This is a genomic window from Bradyrhizobium sp., from assembly GCF_049519115.1.
Classification (GTDB): domain Bacteria; phylum Pseudomonadota; class Alphaproteobacteria; order Rhizobiales; family Xanthobacteraceae; genus Bradyrhizobium.
The window spans coordinates 254,512-275,484 of the sequence record NZ_JBEKRB010000002.1 but is presented as its reverse complement, the minus strand read 5'-3'; the positions used below and the strand labels follow the sequence as shown (position 1 = coordinate 275,484).

Genomic DNA, 20,973 nt, shown 5'->3' with positions numbered 1-20,973 from the left:
ACGATGCTGCCGACCGAACGCATTTCCTATTCGCCGATATCAGAGCGCCCGGCGCTGAAACTGCCCGATGGCAAGCGCATGGCGGTGTGGGTAATCGTCAACGTCGAGGAGTGGGATGCGAACCAGCCGATGCCGCGCACGGTGTTGACGCCGCCGGCCGGTGGTTCGCCGTCGCCGGACATTCCGAACTGGGCCTGGCACGAATACGGCAACCGCGTCGGCTTCTGGCGCCTGCTCAAGATCTTCGACGAGTTCAAAATTCCGGCCGCGCTTGCCATTAACGGCTCGGCGCTCGCGGCATATCCCGCGATCGTCAATGCCGCGAAGGAACGTCACTGGGAATTCATGGGGCACGGCTTCACCCAGCGCAACATGCAGAAGGTCGAGAACGAGCGCGAGGACATCCGCAAGACCGCCGATGTCATCGCCAAGGCGACCGGCAAACGTCCGCGCGGCTGGCTCGGCCCCGGTCTTACCGAGACCTGGGAAACGCCGGACCTCCTGAAGCAGGAAGGCTATGATTATGTCGCCGACTGGGTGCTCGACGACCAGCCGGTCTGGCTCAAGACGACCACGACGCCGATCGTCAATATCCCCTACACCCAGGAATGCAACGACGTCGCCATGATGCTGATCCAGCATCACAAGGCGTCCGAATATCAGGATCGTGCGCTCGACCAGTTCGAGCAGATTTATGAGGATGCGGCCCAATCCGCCCGCGTCATGGCGCTGGTGATCCATCCCTACATCATGGGCGCGCCGCATCGGACCAAATATTTCCGCCGTATCTTCGAGACCATCCGGCAAAAGCCCGACGTGGCGTTCATGACCGGCGAACAGATTCTCGACTGGTATCTCAAGACGGGACCGAAAGCGCCGTGAGGAGATGAGCACTTTCCAGCTTCTCAACGGACTGACCTTTGCCGCGCTGCTGTTTGTCGTCGCAAGCGGCTTTACGCTGATCTTCGGTCTGCTTCGGATCGTCAATCTCGCCCATGGCGCACTTTATCTGCTCGGCGGCTATATCGGCTTTGCGGTCGCGACCAGGACCGGCAGTTTCGCGCTCGGCGGTTTGGGCGCGATGGTGGCGATCGCGGCGATCGGCTTCGTGCTCGATCAGGGCTTGTTGCGCTTTGTCCGCGGCAACGATCTGCGCCAGGTGTTGCTCACATTGGGTTTTGCGTTCGTGATCGACGATATGTCGCTGGTGATCTGGGGCGGCGACAGTTTTACGGTGCCGATCCCGCAAATGCTCAAGGGCGGCATGCGGGTGTTCGGCACGTTCTACCCGACCTACCGGCTGTTCGTGCTGGCGACGGGCATCGTGGTGTTCGCGAGCCTTTGGGGTCTGTTGAATCACACCCGGCTCGGCGCGCTGATCCGCGCCGGTGTTGACGATGCCGAAATGGTGGAAGCCTCCGGCGTCAACATCCGCCGCGTTTTTCTCGTCACCTTCCTGCTCGGCTCGGCGCTGGCCGGTCTCGGCGGACTGATGGGCGGGGCCTTCCTATCGCTTTATCCGTCGGCCGATGCTGAAATCCTCGTCTTCAGCCTCGCCATCGTCATCATCGGCGGCCGCGGCAGCCTTGTCGGCGTCGGCGTCGGCAGTCTGCTGGTCGGGCTCCTCAATACGCTCGGGCAGGTGATGTTTCCCGAACTCGCTTATTTCGTGATTTTCGGGCCGATGGCGCTGTTGCTCGCGTTCCGCCCGCTTGGCCTGTTCGGACGGGCGGCTGCGACATGACCGAGGCCAGATCAGCGCCGATCAGGGTTACCGGCATGACCGGCCGCGCGGTGGTCGTCGTCCTCGCCATCCTGGCGATCGCAGCCGCGCTGCCGCTTGTCTTGTCGAACTATCAGGTTGGGCTCGCCACCGAGATGCTGATCTTCGGCATGCTCGCGATGTCGATCGATATCCTCGCGGGCTTTGCGGGGCGAACCTCGCTCGGCCATGGCGCGATCTTCGGGGTTTCCGGCTACGTGGTGGTCTACGTCTCAGCCCAGCTCGGCTTGCCACCGGCGGTCGCTTTTCTGCTTGGCATGGCGGCAGCAACGGCGGTGGCGATTGTGTTCGCGCTGCTCGCGGTACGCACCTCCGGCGTCTATTTCCTGCTGCTGACGCTTGCGCTCGGCATGATCGTCTGGGGCATCTGCCTGCGCTGGACGCAAGTGACCGGTGGCGAGAACGGCATGCGCGGCGACGTGCGGCCGGCCTTTCTACTGATGCATCGTGCCTTTTACTGGGCGGTGCTCGCCGTTACGGCGCCCGTGAGTTATGCGATGTGGCGATTTGTCCGTTCGCCCTTCGGCCTGACGCTGCTCGGCATCCGCGACAGCGAAAGCCGTATGAGAAGCCTCGGCTATAATGTGCCGCTGCATTTGTTCGTGGGCTTTGCGGTGTCCGGCTTCTTCGCCGGCATTGCCGGCGCGCTCTATGCGATGTTCAACAATTTCGTCAGTCCATCGACCGTCGCGCTAGCGCAATCGGTGGAAGGCGTCTTGATGATGATCGCCGGCGGCGTCGGCACGTTGTTCGGCGGCTTCGTGGGGGCTGCCGCGATCATCGCGCTGGAGAATGTCGTCAGCGCCTATACCGAGCGCTGGCAGACCGTGCTCGGCCTCACCTTTATCGTGATCATGATTTTCGCGCCTGAGGGCATCATCGGCACGCTGCGCGGCGTTCTGGCACGCCGCGCAAAGTGACAAGAAACGTTACAAGGGCAATTGATCGTTTCGAAAGGACATTGAAATGGACCGCAGGCAATTCCTTAAAAATTCCACCGCCGTTGTTGCGGCGGCTGGCACGACGGTTGCGTCGTGGCGGCGTGCACGCGCGCAAAGCGCGCCCATCAAGATCGGCCTTCTGACGCCGCTCACCGGCGTGGTCGCCTCCGGCGGCAAGGAGATGGTCGAGGGTGTGCAGTTCTATCTGGAGTCGGTGAATTACCAGATCGCAGGCCGCAAGGTTGAACTCGTGATCGAGGACGATGCGTCCAATCCCGACACCGCGCTACAGAAGGCCCGGCGCCTGGTCGAGCAGGGCAATTGCCACATGCTGATCGGCGACCTCCTGGCCAATACCGGCCTGGCGGTTGCCAACTACGTCAAGGGCACCGGCACGCCGTATTTCATTCCGATCATCGCGGCCGACGATCTGACCCAGCGCCAGCGCATCAAGAATGTCATCCGTGTCGCCGGGTACACCGGGAGCGCTTTCACCCATCCGTTCGGCGATTGGTGCCTGAAGCAGGGTTACAAGAAGATCGCGACCATCAGCCAGGATTACACCTTCGGCCACGAACAATGCGGCGGTCTCGCCCAGGTCTTCACCGAAGGCGGTGGCGAAATCGTCCAGCAATTCTGGCATCCGCTCAACACCGCCGACTTCAGTCCATATCTCGGCCAGTTGGCGGATTTGAAGGTCGATGCGATCTTCGCCATGGAAACCGGCGCGGATGCGACGCGGCTGATCCAGCAATATGCAAGCTTCGGCCTCAAGGGCAAATTCCCGTTGCTCGGCGCGATGAACGCCACCGATCAGTCCGTGATCCGCACGCTCGGCGAGGAGTGCGACGGCATCATCGCGTCGGCCCATTTCGCCGAAGGCTCCGACAATCCGGTCACGCAGAAGTTCACCAGGGATTACGAAGCCAAGTACGGCAAGATTCCCTCGCTTTACGGCTTCTCGATGTATTCCGGTATCATGTGGGTGGCGGAAGCGCTCGAGAAGATCGGCGGCAAGGTCGAGGACCGCGACGCCTTCCTCGATGCCGTGCTCAAGACCGAGCTCACGGGATCGCCACTCGGCACGACCGTCAAGCTCGATGCCTACGGCAATCCGATCTACGACGTTCAGATCCGAAAAGTGGTCAAGCGCGCCGACGGTAAATACTGGAACGTGCCGATTGCGAACTATCCAGGCGTCTCGCAATTCTGGAAGTATGATCCGGAGACCTACATGAAGCAGCCGCCTTATTCGCGGACCTTCCAGGGAATCAAGAAAGCTTAAGTGCGATTGAGAAAGCCTGATCAATAGCCGTGTCCGATCCGATCCTCACGCTTTCCGATGTGGTCGTTGCGTTCGACGCGCTTCGCGCGGTCGATGGCGTCAGCCTCACCGTGCCGCGGGGCGAGCGCCGCGCCATCATCGGACCCAACGGCGCCGGCAAGACCACGCTGTTCAACGCCATCGCCGGCGCGCTGCCGCCGACCGCAGGCCGCATCGCGTTCGACGGTCACGATATCACCCGCCTGCCGCCGCACCGGCGCGCCCGGCTTGGGGTGTCCCGCACGTTCCAGATTACGAATCTGTTTCCGCGGCTCTCCGTGCGCGACAACATGGTGCTGGCGTTGCGCGGGCGGTCGCCGCGTAAGTTTTCGCTGTTCGGCACGCCCGATATCGACACGATCGAAGGACCACAGATCGCCGCCGCGCTCGAGGCGGTGCGGATCGCCGGCCGCGCCGACATCATGGTGAAAGATTTGTCTTACGGCGAGCAGCGCCAGCTCGAAATCGCGCTGTCGCTCGTCACCTCGCCACGGCTTTTGCTGCTGGATGAGCCGGCCGCCGGGCTCTCTCCCTCGGAGCGCTCGATGGTCGCCGAAATCATCCGTTCGCTGGGGCGGGATATCACCGTCGTTCTGATCGAACACGATATGGATCTGGCGCTCGGCCTTGTCGACCGCGTGACCTGCATGTTTGAGGGCCGCGTGCTGGTGGAAGAGGCGCCCGACGATATCAGGCGGAATAAACAAGTGCAGGAAGTCTATCTGGGGCGGCCGCGTCATGCTTGAAGTTCGTGACCTGCACAGCGGCTACGGCGACGCGCTGGTGGTTCGCGGCGTCTCGCTCGATGTCGGCGCGGGCGAGATCGTAGCCGTGCTCGGTCGTAACGGCATGGGCAAGACGACGCTGATCCGCTCCATCATGGGACTGACGCCGCCGCAGATTCGTTCGGGGTCGATTACCTGGCGCGGCGAAAGTCTCATCGGCTTGCGGCCGCACGACATCGCCGCGCGCAAAATCGCGATCGTACCGCAAGGCCGGCGCCTGTTTCCGTCGCTGACCGTGACCGAGCATCTGACAATGCTAAAGGGCGCCCGCGCCAAAACCGGATGGACGCTGGATCGCGTTTTCGGGCTTTTTCCGCGCTTGGCGGAGCGGCGTCACCATCGCGGCGGGCAATTGTCCGGTGGCGAGCGCGGCATGCTCGCGGTTGGTCGCGCTTTGATGATCGATCCGGAGCTCATCCTGATGGATGAGCCTTCCGAAGGGTTGGCGCCGGTTATGGTGCAGCATCTGGAAGGGATCGCCCGCAATCTCAAGCGAGAGGGACTTTCGATCCTTCTGGTCGAGCAGAATCTTTACAGCGCGCTGGATGTGGCTGATCGTGTGTACGTTCTGGAGACCGGTCAGGTCGTGCATCAGGCCGATGCGGCGGCGCTGGCGCAACAGACCGAGTTGTTGTTTGCGCGTCTCGGCGTGCAGTAGTGCCTGATCGGCGCTTTTCGCTTCAGATAAAGTCGGAATCGGTCAGTTGAAATCGATCCAGGCGCGGTAAAGCCCCAGTCGAGGCGAAGTCGCGGAATTGCACCAATATCGGTGGCCGCAGCCGTCCCGGCAGGGCAAATCCAGGAAGATATGGCAGGTTGTTGTTGAGACCGGCGTAAACGAAGACACGATGCTTCCAGAGGCGGCAGGCGGCGTCGATCATTGTGCGCACGTCGCTTGAGGCGACGACGGCGCCCGGCCGCGCCAGGAAGCCGCACAGCAGTACGTGGCTGATGCCGCGTGTTTTGCGCGAAGATGAGATCAACAGGAGGTCGGGGGTCGCGTGGATCGCATAGTCGCGGGTCGGATCGCTGGCGCGATCGAACAGAGTTGCGGCATCCCAGTGCAGCCCGTTTTCGCTCGGCGGCGTCACAAAGCCGGCCAATCGCTCGATCGTCTGATCTCTCGAAAGCGTCTTGATCAGGTCTGAAAATTTCAACCGTCCGCGGCGCGACCAGCCGAGGTTGACACCTGCGCGAACCGGCAACGAAAGCAGTGGGCGCAACTTGACGAACCGGGCGTTGAGCGGAGCCGAGATCGCGTTCGGGAGCGTGAGGATGACGCGAATCCGGTTCGCCTCGCACAGCCGCTCGACCTCTTGGTAGAGGCGGCGAACCAGGCCCGGCGAACGATGGTCTTTCAGAATGAAGAGATCGATCAGTTGGGTTGCGATCACGGGTGCGCCGTCGAGATAGACTTTCTGGTGCAGCAGGACGATCTGGCCAATTTTCTTACCGTCGGCGAAGGCTGCCACAACCGCGCTGCCCAGACCAAAGCCGCGCTCGTAAAGCCACTTCATCCGCGGCGCGGAGAAGCTGACATCTTTCGATCCAAACGCTTCGGTGGCAATGCGTGCCGTGCTTTCAAAATCGACGGCACCTTCTTCCAAAACTGTAATCATCCAAAAATCTGCCCGTCACGCGAGCCGAGTCGCGTCCCCAGCCTCACCATAGCCCAAAACGGTACTCTTGCGGGAGCGGGAGGGAGCCCCCATCTCAACGGGCCGAAGGAATTGAACATGCTGGATTTTACTCAACACGGCTCTGACGACCTCGGTTCGGCTGCTGCACCCGTGACGACGCCCGACGGCGATCAGTCGCTGCTCGATGCCTATTCGAACGCGGTCATCGGCGTGACCGAGCGGGTGGGGCCTGCGGTGGTTCGCGTCGAGACCAGTGCCGGGGCGCCCGGGACAAGATCGCGCGGCGGGCTCGGTTCCGGGATCGTGATTTCGCCGGACGGCCTGGTTCTGACCAACAGCCATGTGGTCGGCTCGTCTCGGCAGATCCGCCTGCAGGATATCGAAGGGGTTGTCACCGACGCCCGCGTGCTCGGCGTCGATCCCGATACGGACCTGGCGCTGCTGCGTGCCGATGGCGCGCGAGACCTGCGCTATGCTTCGCTCGGCAATTCGCAGAATTTACGCCGTGGGCAGTTGGTGGTCGCTATCGGCAATCCGCTCGGCTTCGAATCGACGGTCACGGCAGGCGTCGTGTCGGCGCTTGGCCGTTCGATCCGTTCGGTGAGCGGCCGCACCATCGAGGACGTGATCCAGACCGACGCCGCGCTCAATCCCGGTAATTCCGGCGGACCGCTGGTCTCGTCGGCCGGCGAGGTCATCGGCATCAACACCGCGATCATCAGCGGCGCGCAAGGAATCTGCTTTGCGGTTGCCAGCAATACCGCGCAATTCGTGCTTTCGGAGATCATCCGACACGGCTATGTCCGCCGCGCCTATATTGGCGTGTCGGGCCAGACGGCGGTGGTGCCGCGACGGCATGCGGTGATCGCCGGCATCGATAACAAGATGGGCGCCCTGCTGGCGCAGATCGAGCCCGATGGGCCGGCTTCGCGCGCGGGCCTGCTGCCGGGCGATGTCGTGGTCAAGATCGACGGCGTCGCCATCCACGGCGTTGACGATCTGATCCGGGTGCTCGACCGCGATCGGATCGACCGCGCGCTGAAAATGGATGTGTTGCGGCTCGGCCGCCTGCGCGAGTTCGACATCCATCCTGTCGAGCGCAAACCGTCGGTGCGGCAAGGCTCCGCACCTTAGCTGGCCGCCTACGCTTTGCTCGGGATGCTGGCTGCGTGCGATCCCGCGGATTGATTGACGTCAGGTGCGATCGAGCGGCTTTGATGATATGGCAGACCGGGGCTGAGAACTGCCTGGAGTTGATCGGACGGCACAGGCCTGGCCAGCAAAAAGCCCTGCAACAGGTCGCAGCCCAGGTTCTGCAACAGGCTTTGGTGTTCGACTGTCTCGACGCCTTCCACGACCACCTTCAGGCCGCAGGCTTGGGCGAGATTGATCATTCCACCGAGCAGTTGCCGGCGCTTTCCGTATTCGGCGAGAAAGCTCCGGTCGATCTTGATGACATGGCATGGCAAGTACTGAAGATATTCGAAGTTCGCATATCCCGAGCCGAAGTCGTCGAGCCAGATCTCGACGCCGATGGCAGCCAATTCGCGCAAACGCTCCAATGTGTCGTGGGAGCGATCAATAACGGAGTCTTCCGTCAGTTCGAACACCAGCCTGCGTGCGGGTAAGCCAGTCTCCCGTAAGGTACGCTCGATCGAGCCGAACAGATCGGGGGAGCGCAGATTGAGCGGCGACAGATTGACGCTGGCTTTGAGCCCGTCGTCCCAGCGTGTCGCTTCGTGGCATGCTGACGTCAGCACCCAGTCCAGCAGCTTGTCGATCAACCCGTGCAACTCCGCCGCCCTGACAAATTCGAGCGGTGAAACATGGCCTCGAACAGGACTATTCCAGCGTGCGAGCGCTTCGATGGCGACCGGTTGACCGTTTTTGGCGTCGTAGATCGGCTGGTAGTGCAGGCAAAGTTCACTGCCGTTTTGCAACGCTCGTGCGAGGTCGTTTGCGACTTCTCGAAGCTCATCGGCGCCGGATTTTTCAGCCGGCAGCTTTTGCGCCTTGGAAGCTTCTTCGCCCGATAGAAGATCGAGCCTGTTGTCGAACACGACCGGTAGCCCCAGCCTCGTGCTCTTCGATTTATAAAGCGCCTGGTCCGCCTTCAGCATCAGTTCGTCGGCGGTGGTGGCGTGGTCGGGAGCGATCGCAATGCCGACACTTGCAGCCACGTTGGCGGAGCCGAATGCGCCAAGAAAATACGGATCCCGAAGCACGCGTGCCAATTCGTTCGCGACGCGAAGCGCTGAGGTCGTCGACGAATCCGGCAACAGGATTGCAAATTCGTCGCCGCCAAGTCTGGCAGCAGTGTCGTCACTGCGAATGGAGTCTTTCAACCGCATCGCGACATTCTTCAGGAGCACGTCGCCGGCGGCGTGCCCAAGCCGGTCGTTGACGTCCTTGAAGCCGTCGAGATCGAGACACAACAAAGCGCAAGCATTACCCGATATCGCGCGCGTTATCGCGTGATTGAGCCGATCGGTGAAAAGACGCCGGTTCGGAAGCTCGGTAAGACTGTCATGGTGCGCCAGAAACTCGACCTGAGCTTCGGCCTTCCGCCGTTCGGTGATGTCTTCATAGGTGCAAACCCAACCACCGTCTTCCAATGGCTGATGATGGATTGCGATGAGTCTGCCGTCGCCGAGTTCCTGAAGAAAAATTCCCTTCTCACGGCGATCGATGAAGGCTTTGCGAGCCGAGTAGATCTCGTCCACGCTGCGGCCGGGATAGTTGCCGAGTGCACAACTATCGGCAAGCACATCGTACAGTTTCATTCCGGTGCGAAGCCGGCTCATCGGCTGATTGTAGATCCGGCAGAATTGCTCGTTGACCAGTTCAAGCCGATCCTCCGGGGCGTAAAGGCAGATACCTTGCGGCAGGTTGGCGATCGCCTGTTCGAACCGCTGCCTGAAGGCACCCGGACGCGCGAAGCGCCAGGACAGGTCGTAACGAAGCGCTGCCAGCACTTGCGCGATTCGACGGCGCCCGACGCTGGGGCGGAGCGATTGATTTTTGATCTGGCGCCACACGGTAGTTGTCCTGCCGGTTCCCAAAAAAGCGAATATTTTCCGGGCACCTAACCACGAAAGACTAAGAGCGGCGTTAAAACCGGCTGTGCCGTTTTTTCGAGCACATGCCTTATCGACGCGGAGAAGGCTTTGTTGAGCGCCTTACGCCGGCGTTTGCCGGCACGGTCGAAAGAAATCGCTAACTAAAATCGAACGTAGCTCGGTCTGCGGCGTAGGGCGTCGACAACGATACGTAAATGCCGAAGAACCGCGAATCGCGTAGCCCCCATGCGGCGGGTTGTTCCCGATTTATGGTCAGCATGGTCCCACGCCTCGCACTGCGACATACCGTCATTGGGACGGCGGGGCTCTCGGGCCAATTTGGACTTCAAGCCGGCCCGTAAACTGTCTACTATCCAGCCAACTGAGCGGCGTCCGAGGGCATTCGATTCGATGGATCGCGGCGCAAGACTCGGACTCGGAGGCAATCTCTGACCAAGGGGCTTCTCACATTCGCCTTGACCCGGCGGCCGCTGGTGCTGTTGGGCCTGCTGCTTTTCATTGGGGCGGGCACGGTCGCCTTTTCGCGGCTTAACATCGAGGCCTATCCCAATCCGGCGCCCGTGATTCTGGAAATCACGGCGCAATCCCCGGGTCTCTCCGCCGAAGAGATGGAGCGCTACTTCACCATCCCGATCGAGGTCGGCCTTGCCGCGACGCCCGGCGTCGATGTGATTCGTTCAACCTCCTTCTACGGCCTGTCCTTTGTCCGCGTCGTCTTCCAGTACAACGTCGATTATTATTTCGCGCTCACGCAGACAGCCATCAACCTGCAACAGAACGTCACGCTTCCTGGCAACGTGACGCCCCAGATCCAGGCGACCAGTCTGGTCGGTGAAATCTACCGCTATGAGCTGGTCGGACCGCCGCACTTCGGACTGAGTAACCTGCGCACGGTACAGGATTGGATATTGCAGCGACGGCTCCTTGCCGTGCCCGGCGTCGTGCAGGTCAATACCTGGGGCGGCACGACCAAGGAGTATGATGTCGAGGTCGATCCGCGAAAACTTGAAGCCTACGGCCTGACATTGCCGCAGGTGATCAGCTCGATCGGCAACGCCAACGTCAACGTCGGCGGCCGCACGATCAATATGGGGCAGCAGTCTGTGAACGTCCGTGGCGTCGGGCTGATGGACGGCGGGGGTGCCGTCGACCTGACTCAAGGCTACAAGGTCCAGGACATCGAGAACGTGCTGCTTTCCGAGTCGCAAGGCTTGCCGTTGTTCGTGAAAGACGTGGCCAAGGTCTCGGTGGGTTATGTGCCCCGGCTTGGCAAGGCCGGTCGCGACCATTCGGACGACGTGGTGGCGGCGATCGTCATCATGAACCGGACGCTGCACACCAATGACGTTGTCGCTCGTGTTCGCTCGGAGATCGAGAAGATCAACACGGATGGAAGTCTTCCGCCGGGAGTAAAGCTGGTTCCGTTCTATGACCGCACTGTTCTGGTCGGGGTCACCACCAGCACCGTGCTGCATAACCTCATTTTCGGTGTTTTGCTGATTTTTGCCGTTCAATGGTTGTTTCTCGGCGATCTGCGCAGTGCGGTCATCGTGAGCGCCAACGTCCCGTTCGCTCTGTTCTTCAGCATCATCATCCTTGTGCTGCGCGGCGAGGATGCAAACCTGCTGTCGGTCGGCGCCGTCGATTTCGGCATCATCGTCGACTCCGCCGTGATTGTGGTCGAGAATGTGTATCGCAATCTCGCGTCCCGACGCGACGAAAGACAAGAGTTGTTGCATCAGCTCGCCGAGAAGCGGTGGGGGGCCGATCCGACGGCCGCCGGCTCGTTGAGCAACCCGACATGGACCGATCGGCTGCGGCTGATCCTGATCAGCGGTCTGCAGGTCGACAGGGCCGTGTTGTTCTCCACCGTGATCATCGTCGCGGCATTCATCCCGCTGTTCACCATGCAGGGCGTCGAGGGTCAGATTTTCGGCCCGATGGCGCGAACGTATGCCTATGCCCTGGTCGGAGCGCTTGCGGCAACATTCACGGTGACACCGTGTCTGGCGTCGCTGCTGCTCTCGGAACACCTGAGCGAAACCGAGACGATCGTCGTGCGCACGGTGCGCCGGGTCTACACGCCTCTGCTGCGCTGGTCGTTGCGTAACCGGCCGATCACCATTGCGATTGGGCTGGTTTTCATCGGCGTCTGTGGATTCCTCGGTTCGCGCCTCGGCAGTGAGTTCCTGCCGACGCTCGAAGAGGGGAACTTGTGGATTCGCGCGTCGATGCCGCCGACGCTCTCGCTCGAGGCGGGAGTGCCGCTGGTGGAGCGGATGCGTGAAATTCTGCTGCGCCATCCCGAAGTCATCACCGTGGTCTCTCAGCACGGCCGTCCCGACAACGGCAGCGATGCGGCGGGCTTCTTCAATGCGGAGTTCTTCGTACCACTGAAGCCGTTCGAGGAATGGCCGGCGGGATTGACCAAGGAGAAGCTTGTCGACGAATTGCAAGCCGAATTTTCCAGCGACTTCGTCGGCATCAACTTTAATTTCTCGCAGTACATCCAGGACAACGTCGAGGAGGGCCTGTCGGGCGTCAAAGGCGCGAACTCCATCAAGATCGTCGGTCCGGACCTTGCTACCCTTGAGCAAATCGCCAAGGTGGCTTTGCCCGAGATGGCTCAGGTGCCCGGCATTACCGACCTCGGCGCATTTTGGGTGCTCGGGCAGCCCAATCTGAACATCAAGATCGATCGGGAGAGGGCGGCGCGCTACGGACTCAACGTCAGCGATGCTAATAACGTCGTGCAGGCTGCTTTGGGCGGGACCGTGGCGACCACGCTTCTGGAAGCGGAACGCCAGTTCGGCGTGGTGGTACGGCTTGCGCCCGAATATCGCAACAACGTCGATGAAGTGAAGAACATCAAGGTCGGCGTCCAGACGCCGGCGGGGAACGCGCACATTCCTTTCAGCGACTTCGCCAACATCACGCTCGACACCGGCGCCTCCTACATCTTTCGCGAGAAGAACCAGCGCTTTGTGCCGATCAAATTCAGCGTCCGAGGCCGCGACCTTGCCGGTGCCATCGAGGAGGCGCAGCAGCGCGTCAACCGCAATGTGAAGCTGCCGGCCGGCTATCGTATCGATTGGGCCGGCGAATTCGATTCGTTGCAGCAGGCCAAGAAGCGGCTCGCTGTTATTCTTCCGATTACGTTCGTCCTAATCATGGTGCTGCTCTACGGTTTGTTCAATTCGTTCCGCGACAGCCTGTTGGCGCTGCTTGGACTTCCGTTCGCGGTCAGCGGCGGCATTCTCGGGCTGTATTTTTTCGGTTTGAACTTCAGCATCTCGGCGGCCATCGGATTCGTCTCGCTGTTCGGCGTCTCCGTCATGAGCGGCATTCTCATCATCCATGGCTATTATCGCGTCGCCAGCAGCGGTCTGGACCCGGCCGAGGCGATGTTCCGTGCGGTCGATCAGCAGATGCGGCCAATTCTGATGATGACACTCTCCGCCTGCATCGGCTTGCTTCCGGCTGCGCTCTCAACCGGTATCGGCAGCCAGGTGCAGCGACCGCTCGCGACCGTGATCGTGGGCGGAATGCTGATCGGGCCCGTCTTGCTGCTCGTGATCGTGCCCGCGATTCAGAGCTATTTTCTCGGGCGAGAGACTTCCCGTGAACCGCGACGGCCGCGGGAAGAAGCTGAACAGACCTAGTTGTCTTTTATCGCCGCGAGCAATTCGTCGGGCTGCTCGATCATCATCATGTGGCCGGCGGCGGGCAGCGCCACCGTGCGGGCATGTGGCATGGCGGCAGCGAGCGTCTTGCCGGCTTTGGCAGGCGTCATCATGTCGCGCTCGCCGAGGATGAAGGTGACTGGCACCTTGATTTGCGCCGCCGCAGCAAGCGCGTTCTGGTAGGTGTTGCAGGCGTTGAGGTCACTATGGAGCACGCCGGGAGCGCACCGCTGCAACACACGCTGGGCGCCTTGATGCATCCAAAGGCCTGGCGCGAGGCTGCCGCCGAGTTCGGCCTTGAGGCCCAGCCCCCAGATCGAGACCATGTCGATTGCCGAGGGATCGTTCGCTTCGGCCGCCTTCAGAAGATCGGGCCCGACCGTCATCGTCGCGGCAGTGCCGATCAAGCTTAGGCCCGACACTCTGTCGGGGTGTCGCGCCGCGGTCTCAAGCGCAATCAGAGAGCCCATGGAGTGGCCGATAAGTCTTGCCGGTCGCGCACCGGCGGCATCCAGCAAGGCGGCGGTCCAGTCGGCCATGCCGGCGATGGTCATCAGCGACTTTCCCTGCGAGCGGCCATGGCCGGGGAGGTCCGGTGCCAGCACGGAATATCCGTGATGGGCGAACCAGCGGCTGTGCAGCGCCCAGGTTGAATGATCGAAACCCGCGCCGTGCAGCAAAACCACCGCAGGCAGGGACGGCTCGAACGGCCTGCCGCCGGTCGCCACGAAGGTCTCAACGCCATCCACGGACAATTGCATGGCTTAAACTCTTTGCGAGGCGCGCAGCGCCTGCCCGAGGTCATCGAGAATATCAACAACCGCCTCGATGCCGACGGAAAGCCGCACCAGTTCCTCGCCGATGCCCGCCGCCTGAAGCTGCGCGGCATCCATCTGCTGATGCGTGGTGCTGGCGGGATGGATCACCAGCGTCTTGGCATCGCCGACATTGGCGAGATGGCTGATCAGTCGCAACGACTCGATGAATTTCTTGCCGGCGGTGCGGCCGCCTTTGATGCCGAAAGAGACGATCGAGCCGGCGCCGCGCGGCAGCAGCTTTTTGGCGAGAGCATGATCGGGGTGGTTCTCCAGCGCCGGATGCAATACCCAGTCGACAGCCTTGTTGGTGGCGAGAAATTCCAGCACCGCAAGCGTGTTGCTCATGTGGCGTTCCATGCGGACGCCGAGCGTTTCGATGCCTTGCAAAAGCTGGAACGCATTCATCGGCGACAGACATGCGCCGAAATCGCGCAAGCCTTCAGTGCGCGCCCGCATGATGAAGGCGGCCTGGCCGAATTGCTCGTCGAAAACGATGCCGTGATAGCCGGCATACGGCTCGGTCAGAACGGGGAATTTGCCGGAGGCGTGCCAGTCGAACCGGCCGCCATCGACGATCACGCCGCCGATCGCGATACCATGGCCGCCAAGCCACTTGGTCGCCGAGTTCATCACGATATCGGCGCCGAGTTCGATGGGGCGGCTGAGAAACGGCGTTGCGAAGGTGTTGTCGATCAACAGCGGAATTTTTGCGTCATGCGCGATTTGCGCGACGGCCGGAATGTCCAGCACTTCCAGTCCGGGATTGCCGATGGTCTCGCCGATGATGAGTCTGGTTGTCGGACAGAGCGCCGCGCGAAACGCGTCGAGCGCGCGTGGCTTCACGAATGTCGTCGTGATGCCGAAGCGCGGCAGCGTGTGCGCCAGGAGGTTGATGGTGCCACCATAGAGCGAGGCGGAGGCGACGATATGATCGCCGGCATTGAGAAGTGTCGCAATTGCCAGGTGAAGCGCTGCCATACCGCTCGCGGTCGCGATCGCGCCGACGCCCGCTTCCAGCGCGGCTATCCGCTCTTCCAGCACCGCCGTGGTCGGATTTGATATCCGCGTATAGATGTGGCCGGCACGTTCCAGGTTGAACAGCGCCGCAGCGTGATCGGAATCCTGAAAGACGTAAGAGGTGGTCTGGTAGATCGGCACGGCGCGTGCGCCGGTCGCAGGGTCGGCCCTTTGGCCGGCATGCAGGCTCAGGGTCTCAAAGGCAGGCGGCTTGGGTGTGGGCATGCGGATGCTCGCCGGACGATAAGGGTGGCCGCGTTAGACATGCACGGCGGTACGGACCCGCCCGGCATTGCCGAACACGCGCAGGTAACGCTCGACTTCGCTCGCCGCACCAGTGGCCTTTTCCGGATTGTCCGAGAGTTTGACCGCGGGCCGGCCATCGACCGATGTCACCTTGCAGACGATCGAGATCGGATCGAGATTGATCGAACCGTTCGGCGCGCATCCGACGAAATCGTTGGTGAGGTTCGTGCCCCAGCCGAAACTGATACGGACGCGGCCGGCAAAGTGCCGATAGGTTTCCTCGATCGATTCGACGTCCATGGCGTCGGAAAAGACCAGAAGCTTTTCCTTCGGGTCTTGTCCCTTCTGTTTCCACCAGGCGATGATTTCTTCGCCGGCGGCGATCGGCGGCGCGCTGTCCGGCCGAAAGCCGGTCCAGTCCGCGACCCATTCCGGCGCGTCGCGCAGGAAAGCCTTGGTGCCAAAAGCATCGGGCAGGGCGATCAGCAGGTTGCCGCCATAGGTGTGGCGCCATTGATCGAGAATGCGATAGGGCGCCCAGCGCAGCTCATTGTCGTCATTTGCCAGCGCGGCTGCGACCATCGGCAGTTCGTGGGCGTTAGTGCCGATTGCTTCGAGATCGTTGTCCATCGCCAGCAATACGTTGGAGGTACCGGTGAAGGACGAGCCCAATCCTTCCTTGACCGCTTCGACGCACCAGCGCTGCCACAGGAAACCATGACGCCGCCGCGTGCCGAAATCCGACAGCCGCAAACCGTCCAGCTTCCGCAACCGCTCGACCTTGGTCCAGAGCTTGGCTTTGGCGCGTGCGTAGAGCACATCGAGCGCAAACCGCCCCTGTCCCTTCATGACCTGGCGCGAGCGCAGTTCATTGAGAATGGCGAGCGCCGGAATCTCCCACATCGTCGTATGGGTCCACGGCCCGTAGAAATTCAGCTCGTACTGGCCGTCGACTTTCTTGAGTTCGTATTCGGGCAGGCGGAAGGTCGAGAGGTAGTTGATGAAGTCAGGCGAGAACATCTGGGTCTTGCCGTAGAACGTGTTGCCGGCGAGCCAGATTAATTCCTTTTTGCTGAAGCGGATCGAGCGGGCGTGATCGAGCTGTGCGCGCAACTCGCCTTCGTCGATCACTTCGGCGAGCCGGACATGCTTGCTGCGGTTGATGACCGAGAAGGTCACCCGCTGGTTCGGGTATATGTCCCGGATCATTTGCAGCATCAGGAGCTTGTAGAAATCGGTGTCCAGCAGGCTGCGCACGATCGGATCGAGCCGCCAGCTGTGATTATGGGTTCGAGTCGCGATATCGGTGACTGTCATGAAGGAAAGTCTAGCGTGCGAAACGCTTTGCAACCAGTGCGGTGGCTTTGATATTCGCTTCAGTGTTTCCGCGGTCCGTCCAAGCGAATATCAAAGCCAAAACCGCACTGGAATCATATATTTGCCAGTGTCCCTTGGATTTTGACATTCGTAAACGAACTCGCCGATGCATACGAATGTCAGAACCGGGACTTTGGTGGGTTTTAGCCTGCGTTGCCTTGCCGGATACGCATGATGGTGTCCCGAACCCCCGTCCAGGCCGGCTTTTGCGGCGCAAATTGCTGCCGGAGATATGAGACGAGTTCCGCCAGTTGGTCGTCGGACAGGCTGTCCCGGAAGGCCGGCATATAGCCGAGATCACTCGAAACCGGGGCCATGATGCCGTGCAGGATCACTTGGATCAGGTTATCGGGGGTAGCCGCGTGCACGTTGCTGTTGAGCGCCAAAGAAGGCCGGCTGCCGAACAAAGGAGGACCGCCGACCGCGTGACAAACGGCGCAGGCGCCCTCGTAAAAGCGCTGCCCGGCGGGCGATATCGCGACGATCCGCGTGCCGGTCGTCCGTTCAAGCTCGGCAGCCAAAGCCTCCTGGGCTGGTGTTCCGCCCGCGGTTTCGTTGAAGGAAGCAAGATAGGTCGCCATGGCGCGGATATCCTCGTCCGGCAGGGCTTTCAGCTCCTGCACCACCGGCGTCATGGGGCCCGCGGCCACCCCGTGGAAGCGGGAAGTGCCGGTCCGCAAATAGGCGAACAGTTCGTCCTCGTTCCAGGGAATGGGCGCGTGCGAGAGCGAGGTCAAAGGCGGGGCTTCCCAGCCCTCGGCCAAACCACCGGCCAGATAAGCTCTGGCCTTTTCAGCCCCTAATGCGTTGAGCGGTGAATGACAGCCGCCGCAATGGCCGAGGCCTTCGACCAGATAGGCGCCGCGATTCCACGCAGCCGATTGCTTCGGGTCTGGCGTGAACGGTTTAGCGTGATGGAATAGCGCGTTCCAGCCTGCGATTAACGGACGCCAGTTGAAGGGGAAAGCGAGCGCGTGGGCGCGATTTTCGCTTTTCACCGGCATCTCGGCCATCAGGAAGGCGTACAGCGCCTGCAAATCGGCATCGCTGGCCTTCGCAAAATGCGTGTAGGGAAACGCGGGATAGAGCTGCCTGCCATCGCGATGGATGCCCTCGCGCATCGCGCGCTCAAAGGCCGGATACGACCAGTTGCCGATCCCGGTGTCGACGTCGGGGGTGATATTGGTGCTGTAGATGGTGCCGAACGACGTCTCTAAGGTACGGCCGCCGGTATTAAGCACGCCATTGATCGAGGTGTGGCAGATCGCGCAGTCGCCAAGGGCCGCCAGTTGCCGGCCGCGTTCAATGGTGGCTGCTGAAAACACGGAAGCGTCCGGCCTGGCGATCGGCGCGATCGAGCGCCACGGCAACATCGCTGCGGCGATACCGATACCGCCGGCGACAAGGGCAGCGGCGGTGGCGAAGACGTTTCGCCGCCGCGCAAACGGATTTGACCAGCGGTTTGAGTTCGCAGGCGCCGAAGTCGGTGAGGGCAGCGCCTGGCGGTGCGAGTTTGGCTCGCCGCGTAATCCCGCCAGAATCCGTTCCGGTGTGAAAGGCGGTTCGCGGAAGCGCACCCCGGTCGCGTCATAAATGGCGTTGGCAATGGCGGCTGCACTCGGGACGGACGCGGATTCGCCGACGCCGAGCGGCGGCTGATCGGCTCTAGGCAGCATCAACACGTCGATCTTGGGAAGCTCCGGGAATTTGATGATCGGGTAGGCGCCCCATTCGCGGCTCGTGATCGAAGCACCGCTGAACGAGACTTGCTCCATCAACGCGCGGCTGGTCGATTGGATGACGTTGCCTTCGATCTGATGGCGCACGCCATCCGGGTTGATCATCAGACCGGAATCCTGACCTGCGATCACCCGGGTCACGCTGACATCGCCGGTAGTTGTATTGACCGCAACGTCGGCGATCCAGGCCGACCATGCCGCGCCATAACCCGGAAACTTGCTGTGAACGTAGAGCGCATACGCAAAGCCGCGGCCGTGCGCGATGTCGCCCTCGCTTTCTTTTTCCCGCCGCACCGGGCGCGGCTGCCAGTCCCCGCGCTCGGCGACGGCCTTGACGAGATCGACCGCGCGCAGGTCTTTCAGGTAGCGCAGGCGATACTCGATCGGATCGATGCCGGCTTCGCTGGCGAGTTCGTCGATGTAGGATTCATGTGCAAACGTATTGGGGAGCGCCGACACGCCGCGAAGCCAGGCGGCCCGCATGATCGGCGGCGTGTCATGCACCACCACGCGTAAGTGGTCGTAGTCGTAAGGCGGGATCGCGGTGCGGTCGCCCATTTCCGAAACCAGAGGTGTCGGCGAGATCGCGCCGGTCAGCAGTAGCGCCAGCGTCGGCGCACCGTTGGATGGATAGCGGCTTGCGAAATCGTAACCCGCAACGCTGCCATCGGCATTCAATCCGCCCTTGACGTCGATCAGCTGTGCGGTGCCCTTCGGCTCCCAGACGTGCTCCTGCTCGCGCGTCAACTGCACGCGAACCGGACGGCCGACCGCGCGCGACAGCAGCACTGCGTCGGCACAGACGTCGTCCGCGCAGTTTCGGCCATAGCAGCCGGCGGCTTCCATCCGGATGATCTCGATGTCGGAGTCGGGGCGCCGCAACAGCAGCGCCAGGTCGCCGCGCAGCGTGTGGGGATTTTGCGTGCCGGACCACACGCGAACCTGGTCTTCGCTGAAGTCCGCGACCGCGCAGGACGGCCCGATCGATGCGTGCATCTGGTAAGGCCAGACGTAAGTGCGTTCGATCGGCTTTGCGGCCTGGCTCAGCGCCGCATCGACATCGCCTTTGTCAATCAACGTGCGCGGCGTCGATGGATTGGCGCGCAGCGCGGTCTCGATGTCGCTTAAGTCCGGCAGCGTCGGCACCTTCTTCCAGGTCAGCTTGAGCGCTGCCGCCGCCTTGATTGCATTTTCCTCGCGCTCGGCGACGACGCCGACAAAGTCGGCGATCCGCACCACCGCGACGAGGCCGGGGATATCGCGCACCGAGGATTCATCGACGTCGATGAGACTCGTGCCGATAAAATCGCCGCCATCGATGCCAGCATATGGTGGGCGCACCACGCGCCCATGAAGCATGCCGGGCACGCGGATGTCATGGACGTAGACGAGTTCTCCGGTCGCCTTGGCCGGAAGATCGACGCGCGGCACCGACTGGCCGACGATGCGATAGGCGTCGGTGGATTTGACGTCGACATGATCGGCGAGCTCGAGCCGGATGGTGTCGTCGCCGATCAGCTCGCCGTAGCTGATGCTGCGGTTGTGCCCACGAACGAGGCCGTCCTCGATCGCGAGGTCTTCCAGCGGAAGTTCGAGCCGCTCGGCGGCGCGCGCGATCAGAAATAGCCGCGCTTGGGCGGCGGCCTTGCGCAGCGGCACCGCCGAAATCTGGATGGTTTCGCTCGCAATCGTCGGGCCCTGATTGGGAACACGCGAAGTGTCGCCGAGTACCACCACGACGCGCGCAAAGGATACATCGAGTTCTTCGGCAACGATCTGCCCGAGCGCGGTGCGGATGCCGGTGCCGAGATCGACATGGCCGTTATAGGCGGTGACCGAGCCGTCCGCGGTGATCTTGATGAAAGTCTCGAATGGATGGTTCGTGCCGGCAGCGGCCGGACGCACCACTGTCAGCGTTCCCTGCCGATCTCCGTTGTCATCAGAAGAGCCGGATGCGCTCATCAATCGCGCGCCTCGACCGCGTTACCTGCGGCGCGCATCACCGCGCGAATGATCTCCATGTGCGCGCCGCAGCGGCAGAGATTGTAGCGTAGCGCTTCCATCGCCTCTTGTTCGGTCGGATGCGGATTACGCATCAATAGCGCCTTGGTCGTCATGATCATGCCGTTGAGGCAATAGCCGCATTGCGCGGCGTTCTCCGTGATAAACGCTTCCTGCACGGGGTCAGGATCGTGACGCGAGCCGAGACCTTCAAGCGTCACGACTTCGCGGCCACCGCAGCCTTCGATCGGGATCACGCAGGAGCGTGCCGCGACGCCGTCGATCAGCACGGTGCAGGTGCCGCATTCGCCAAGGCCGCATCCGTATTTCGGTCCGTTCAGTTCGAGGTCGTTGCGCAGCACATGGAGCAGGGCGGTATCGGAAGAGGCGCCGACGTCGTGGATCCGGCCATTGACAGAGAGGCGGATCGGAGCTTGCTTCCAGTGGGCCAAGAGCGCTCGTGCAGGTCGTTAAAGGGTGTTTTGAGAATACCGTTTGCATACAAACGTGCAAGAGTTTGCCACGCTGCCACCCAAACG

15 protein-coding genes are annotated in these 20,973 nt (G+C 61.8%); 8 read left to right on the top strand and 7 right to left on the bottom strand.

Annotation, left to right across the window (positions count from 1 at the left end; translation table 11 throughout):
• Positions 1-3 precede the first annotated feature (3 nt).
• Genes ABSE61_RS03025 through ABSE61_RS03000 form a run of 6 tightly spaced genes read left to right on the top strand, consistent with a single transcriptional unit; the run spans position 4 to position 5,491 of the window.
• Positions 4-882, top strand: coding sequence for a polysaccharide deacetylase family protein (locus ABSE61_RS03025; RefSeq protein WP_423869580.1), 879 nt, complete (start codon positions 4-6; stop codon positions 880-882).
• A 4-nt stretch (positions 883-886) separates the two neighbouring features.
• Complete coding sequence (locus ABSE61_RS03020) at positions 887-1,744, top strand: branched-chain amino acid ABC transporter permease (RefSeq protein ID WP_423869579.1); 858 nt, start codon at positions 887-889, stop codon at positions 1,742-1,744.
• Complete coding sequence (locus ABSE61_RS03015; protein ID WP_423869578.1) at positions 1,741-2,703, top strand: branched-chain amino acid ABC transporter permease; 963 nt, start codon at positions 1,741-1,743, stop codon at positions 2,701-2,703. The genes ABSE61_RS03020 and ABSE61_RS03015 overlap by 4 nt, the downstream gene beginning before the upstream one ends.
• A gap of 46 nt (positions 2,704-2,749) precedes the next feature.
• Entirely contained in the window at positions 2,750-4,009 is a 1,260-nt protein-coding gene (locus ABSE61_RS03010) for an ABC transporter substrate-binding protein (protein WP_423869577.1), read from the top strand.
• Between the two features lie 29 nt (positions 4,010-4,038).
• Positions 4,039-4,794, top strand: coding sequence for an ABC transporter ATP-binding protein (locus ABSE61_RS03005; protein ID WP_423869576.1), 756 nt, complete (start codon positions 4,039-4,041; stop codon positions 4,792-4,794).
• Positions 4,787-5,491 (top strand): ABC transporter ATP-binding protein, encoded by a 705-nt coding sequence (locus ABSE61_RS03000; protein ID WP_423869575.1) that lies wholly within the window; start codon positions 4,787-4,789, stop codon positions 5,489-5,491. The genes ABSE61_RS03005 and ABSE61_RS03000 overlap by 8 nt, the downstream gene beginning before the upstream one ends.
• 22 nt (positions 5,492-5,513) lie before the next feature.
• Here ABSE61_RS03000 and ABSE61_RS02995 read toward each other — a convergent pair whose 3' ends face one another.
• Complete coding sequence (locus ABSE61_RS02995; protein ID WP_423869574.1) at positions 5,514-6,452, bottom strand: GNAT family N-acetyltransferase; 939 nt, start codon at positions 6,450-6,452, stop codon at positions 5,514-5,516.
• A gap of 117 nt (positions 6,453-6,569) precedes the next feature.
• On the opposite strand from ABSE61_RS02995, the gene ABSE61_RS02990 reads away from it, so the two are divergent.
• On the top strand, positions 6,570-7,607 hold the full coding sequence (locus ABSE61_RS02990) for a S1C family serine protease (protein WP_423869573.1): 1,038 nt from the start codon (positions 6,570-6,572) through the stop codon (positions 7,605-7,607).
• Positions 7,608-7,615: 8 nt separating this feature from the next.
• Here the strand turns inward: ABSE61_RS02990 and ABSE61_RS02985 are convergent, their stop codons facing one another.
• Positions 7,616-9,511, bottom strand: a complete 1,896-nt coding sequence (locus ABSE61_RS02985) for a putative bifunctional diguanylate cyclase/phosphodiesterase (protein ID WP_423869572.1) — start codon at positions 9,509-9,511, stop codon at positions 7,616-7,618.
• 470 nt (positions 9,512-9,981) lie between these two features.
• Between ABSE61_RS02985 and ABSE61_RS02980 the strand changes: the two genes are divergently transcribed.
• Positions 9,982-13,215, top strand: coding sequence for an efflux RND transporter permease subunit (locus ABSE61_RS02980; protein WP_423869657.1), 3,234 nt, complete (start codon positions 9,982-9,984; stop codon positions 13,213-13,215).
• On the opposite strand, the gene ABSE61_RS02975 is transcribed toward ABSE61_RS02980, so the two are convergent.
• The 5 genes from ABSE61_RS02975 to ABSE61_RS02955 form a co-directional block, all read right to left on the bottom strand.
• The gene (locus ABSE61_RS02975; protein WP_423869571.1) at positions 13,212-13,997 is read right to left on the bottom strand and encodes an alpha/beta fold hydrolase; all 786 of its coding nucleotides are present in this window, start codon (positions 13,995-13,997) and stop codon (positions 13,212-13,214) included. The two genes, ABSE61_RS02980 and ABSE61_RS02975, sit on opposite strands and share 4 nt — an antisense overlap.
• Before the next feature lie 3 nt (positions 13,998-14,000).
• The gene (locus tag ABSE61_RS02970; protein ID WP_423869570.1) at positions 14,001-15,296 is read right to left on the bottom strand and encodes an O-acetylhomoserine aminocarboxypropyltransferase; all 1,296 of its coding nucleotides are present in this window, start codon (positions 15,294-15,296) and stop codon (positions 14,001-14,003) included.
• Between the two features lie 33 nt (positions 15,297-15,329).
• Complete coding sequence (pncB, locus tag ABSE61_RS02965; protein ID WP_423869569.1) at positions 15,330-16,634, bottom strand: nicotinate phosphoribosyltransferase; 1,305 nt, start codon at positions 16,632-16,634, stop codon at positions 15,330-15,332.
• 203 nt (positions 16,635-16,837) lie between these two features.
• Positions 16,838-20,395 (bottom strand): molybdopterin cofactor-binding domain-containing protein, encoded by a 3,558-nt coding sequence (locus ABSE61_RS02960; protein WP_423869568.1) that lies wholly within the window; start codon positions 20,393-20,395, stop codon positions 16,838-16,840.
• Positions 20,395-20,886: a (2Fe-2S)-binding protein gene (locus ABSE61_RS02955; RefSeq protein ID WP_423869567.1), complete on the bottom strand. Its 492-nt coding sequence runs from the start codon at positions 20,884-20,886 to the stop codon at positions 20,395-20,397. Before ABSE61_RS02955 ends, ABSE61_RS02960 begins: the two co-directional genes overlap by 1 nt.
• Between the last annotated feature and the right edge of the window lie 87 nt (positions 20,887-20,973).

What these genes read in the sequence shown, in the direction of transcription:
- pncB (WP_423869569.1), bottom strand. Translation starts at nt 16,634, where the DNA reads ATGACAGTCACCGATATCGCGACTCGAACCCATAATCACAGCTGGCGG.
- ABSE61_RS03020 (WP_423869579.1), top strand. Translation starts at nt 887, where the DNA reads ATGAGCACTTTCCAGCTTCTCAACGGACTGACCTTTGCCGCGCTGCTG.
- ABSE61_RS03025 (WP_423869580.1), top strand. Translation starts at nt 4, where the DNA reads ATGCTGCCGACCGAACGCATTTCCTATTCGCCGATATCAGAGCGCCCG.
- ABSE61_RS02995 (WP_423869574.1), bottom strand. Translation starts at nt 6,452, where the DNA reads ATGATTACAGTTTTGGAAGAAGGTGCCGTCGATTTTGAAAGCACGGCA.
- ABSE61_RS02960 (WP_423869568.1), bottom strand. Translation starts at nt 20,395, where the DNA reads ATGAGCGCATCCGGCTCTTCTGATGACAACGGAGATCGGCAGGGAACG.
- ABSE61_RS02990 (WP_423869573.1), top strand. Translation starts at nt 6,570, where the DNA reads ATGCTGGATTTTACTCAACACGGCTCTGACGACCTCGGTTCGGCTGCT.
- ABSE61_RS03010 (WP_423869577.1), top strand. Translation starts at nt 2,750, where the DNA reads ATGGACCGCAGGCAATTCCTTAAAAATTCCACCGCCGTTGTTGCGGCG.
- ABSE61_RS02975 (WP_423869571.1), bottom strand. Translation starts at nt 13,997, where the DNA reads ATGCAATTGTCCGTGGATGGCGTTGAGACCTTCGTGGCGACCGGCGGC.
- ABSE61_RS03000 (WP_423869575.1), top strand. Translation starts at nt 4,787, where the DNA reads ATGCTTGAAGTTCGTGACCTGCACAGCGGCTACGGCGACGCGCTGGTG.
- ABSE61_RS02970 (WP_423869570.1), bottom strand. Translation starts at nt 15,296, where the DNA reads ATGCCCACACCCAAGCCGCCTGCCTTTGAGACCCTGAGCCTGCATGCC.
- ABSE61_RS03015 (WP_423869578.1), top strand. Translation starts at nt 1,741, where the DNA reads ATGACCGAGGCCAGATCAGCGCCGATCAGGGTTACCGGCATGACCGGC.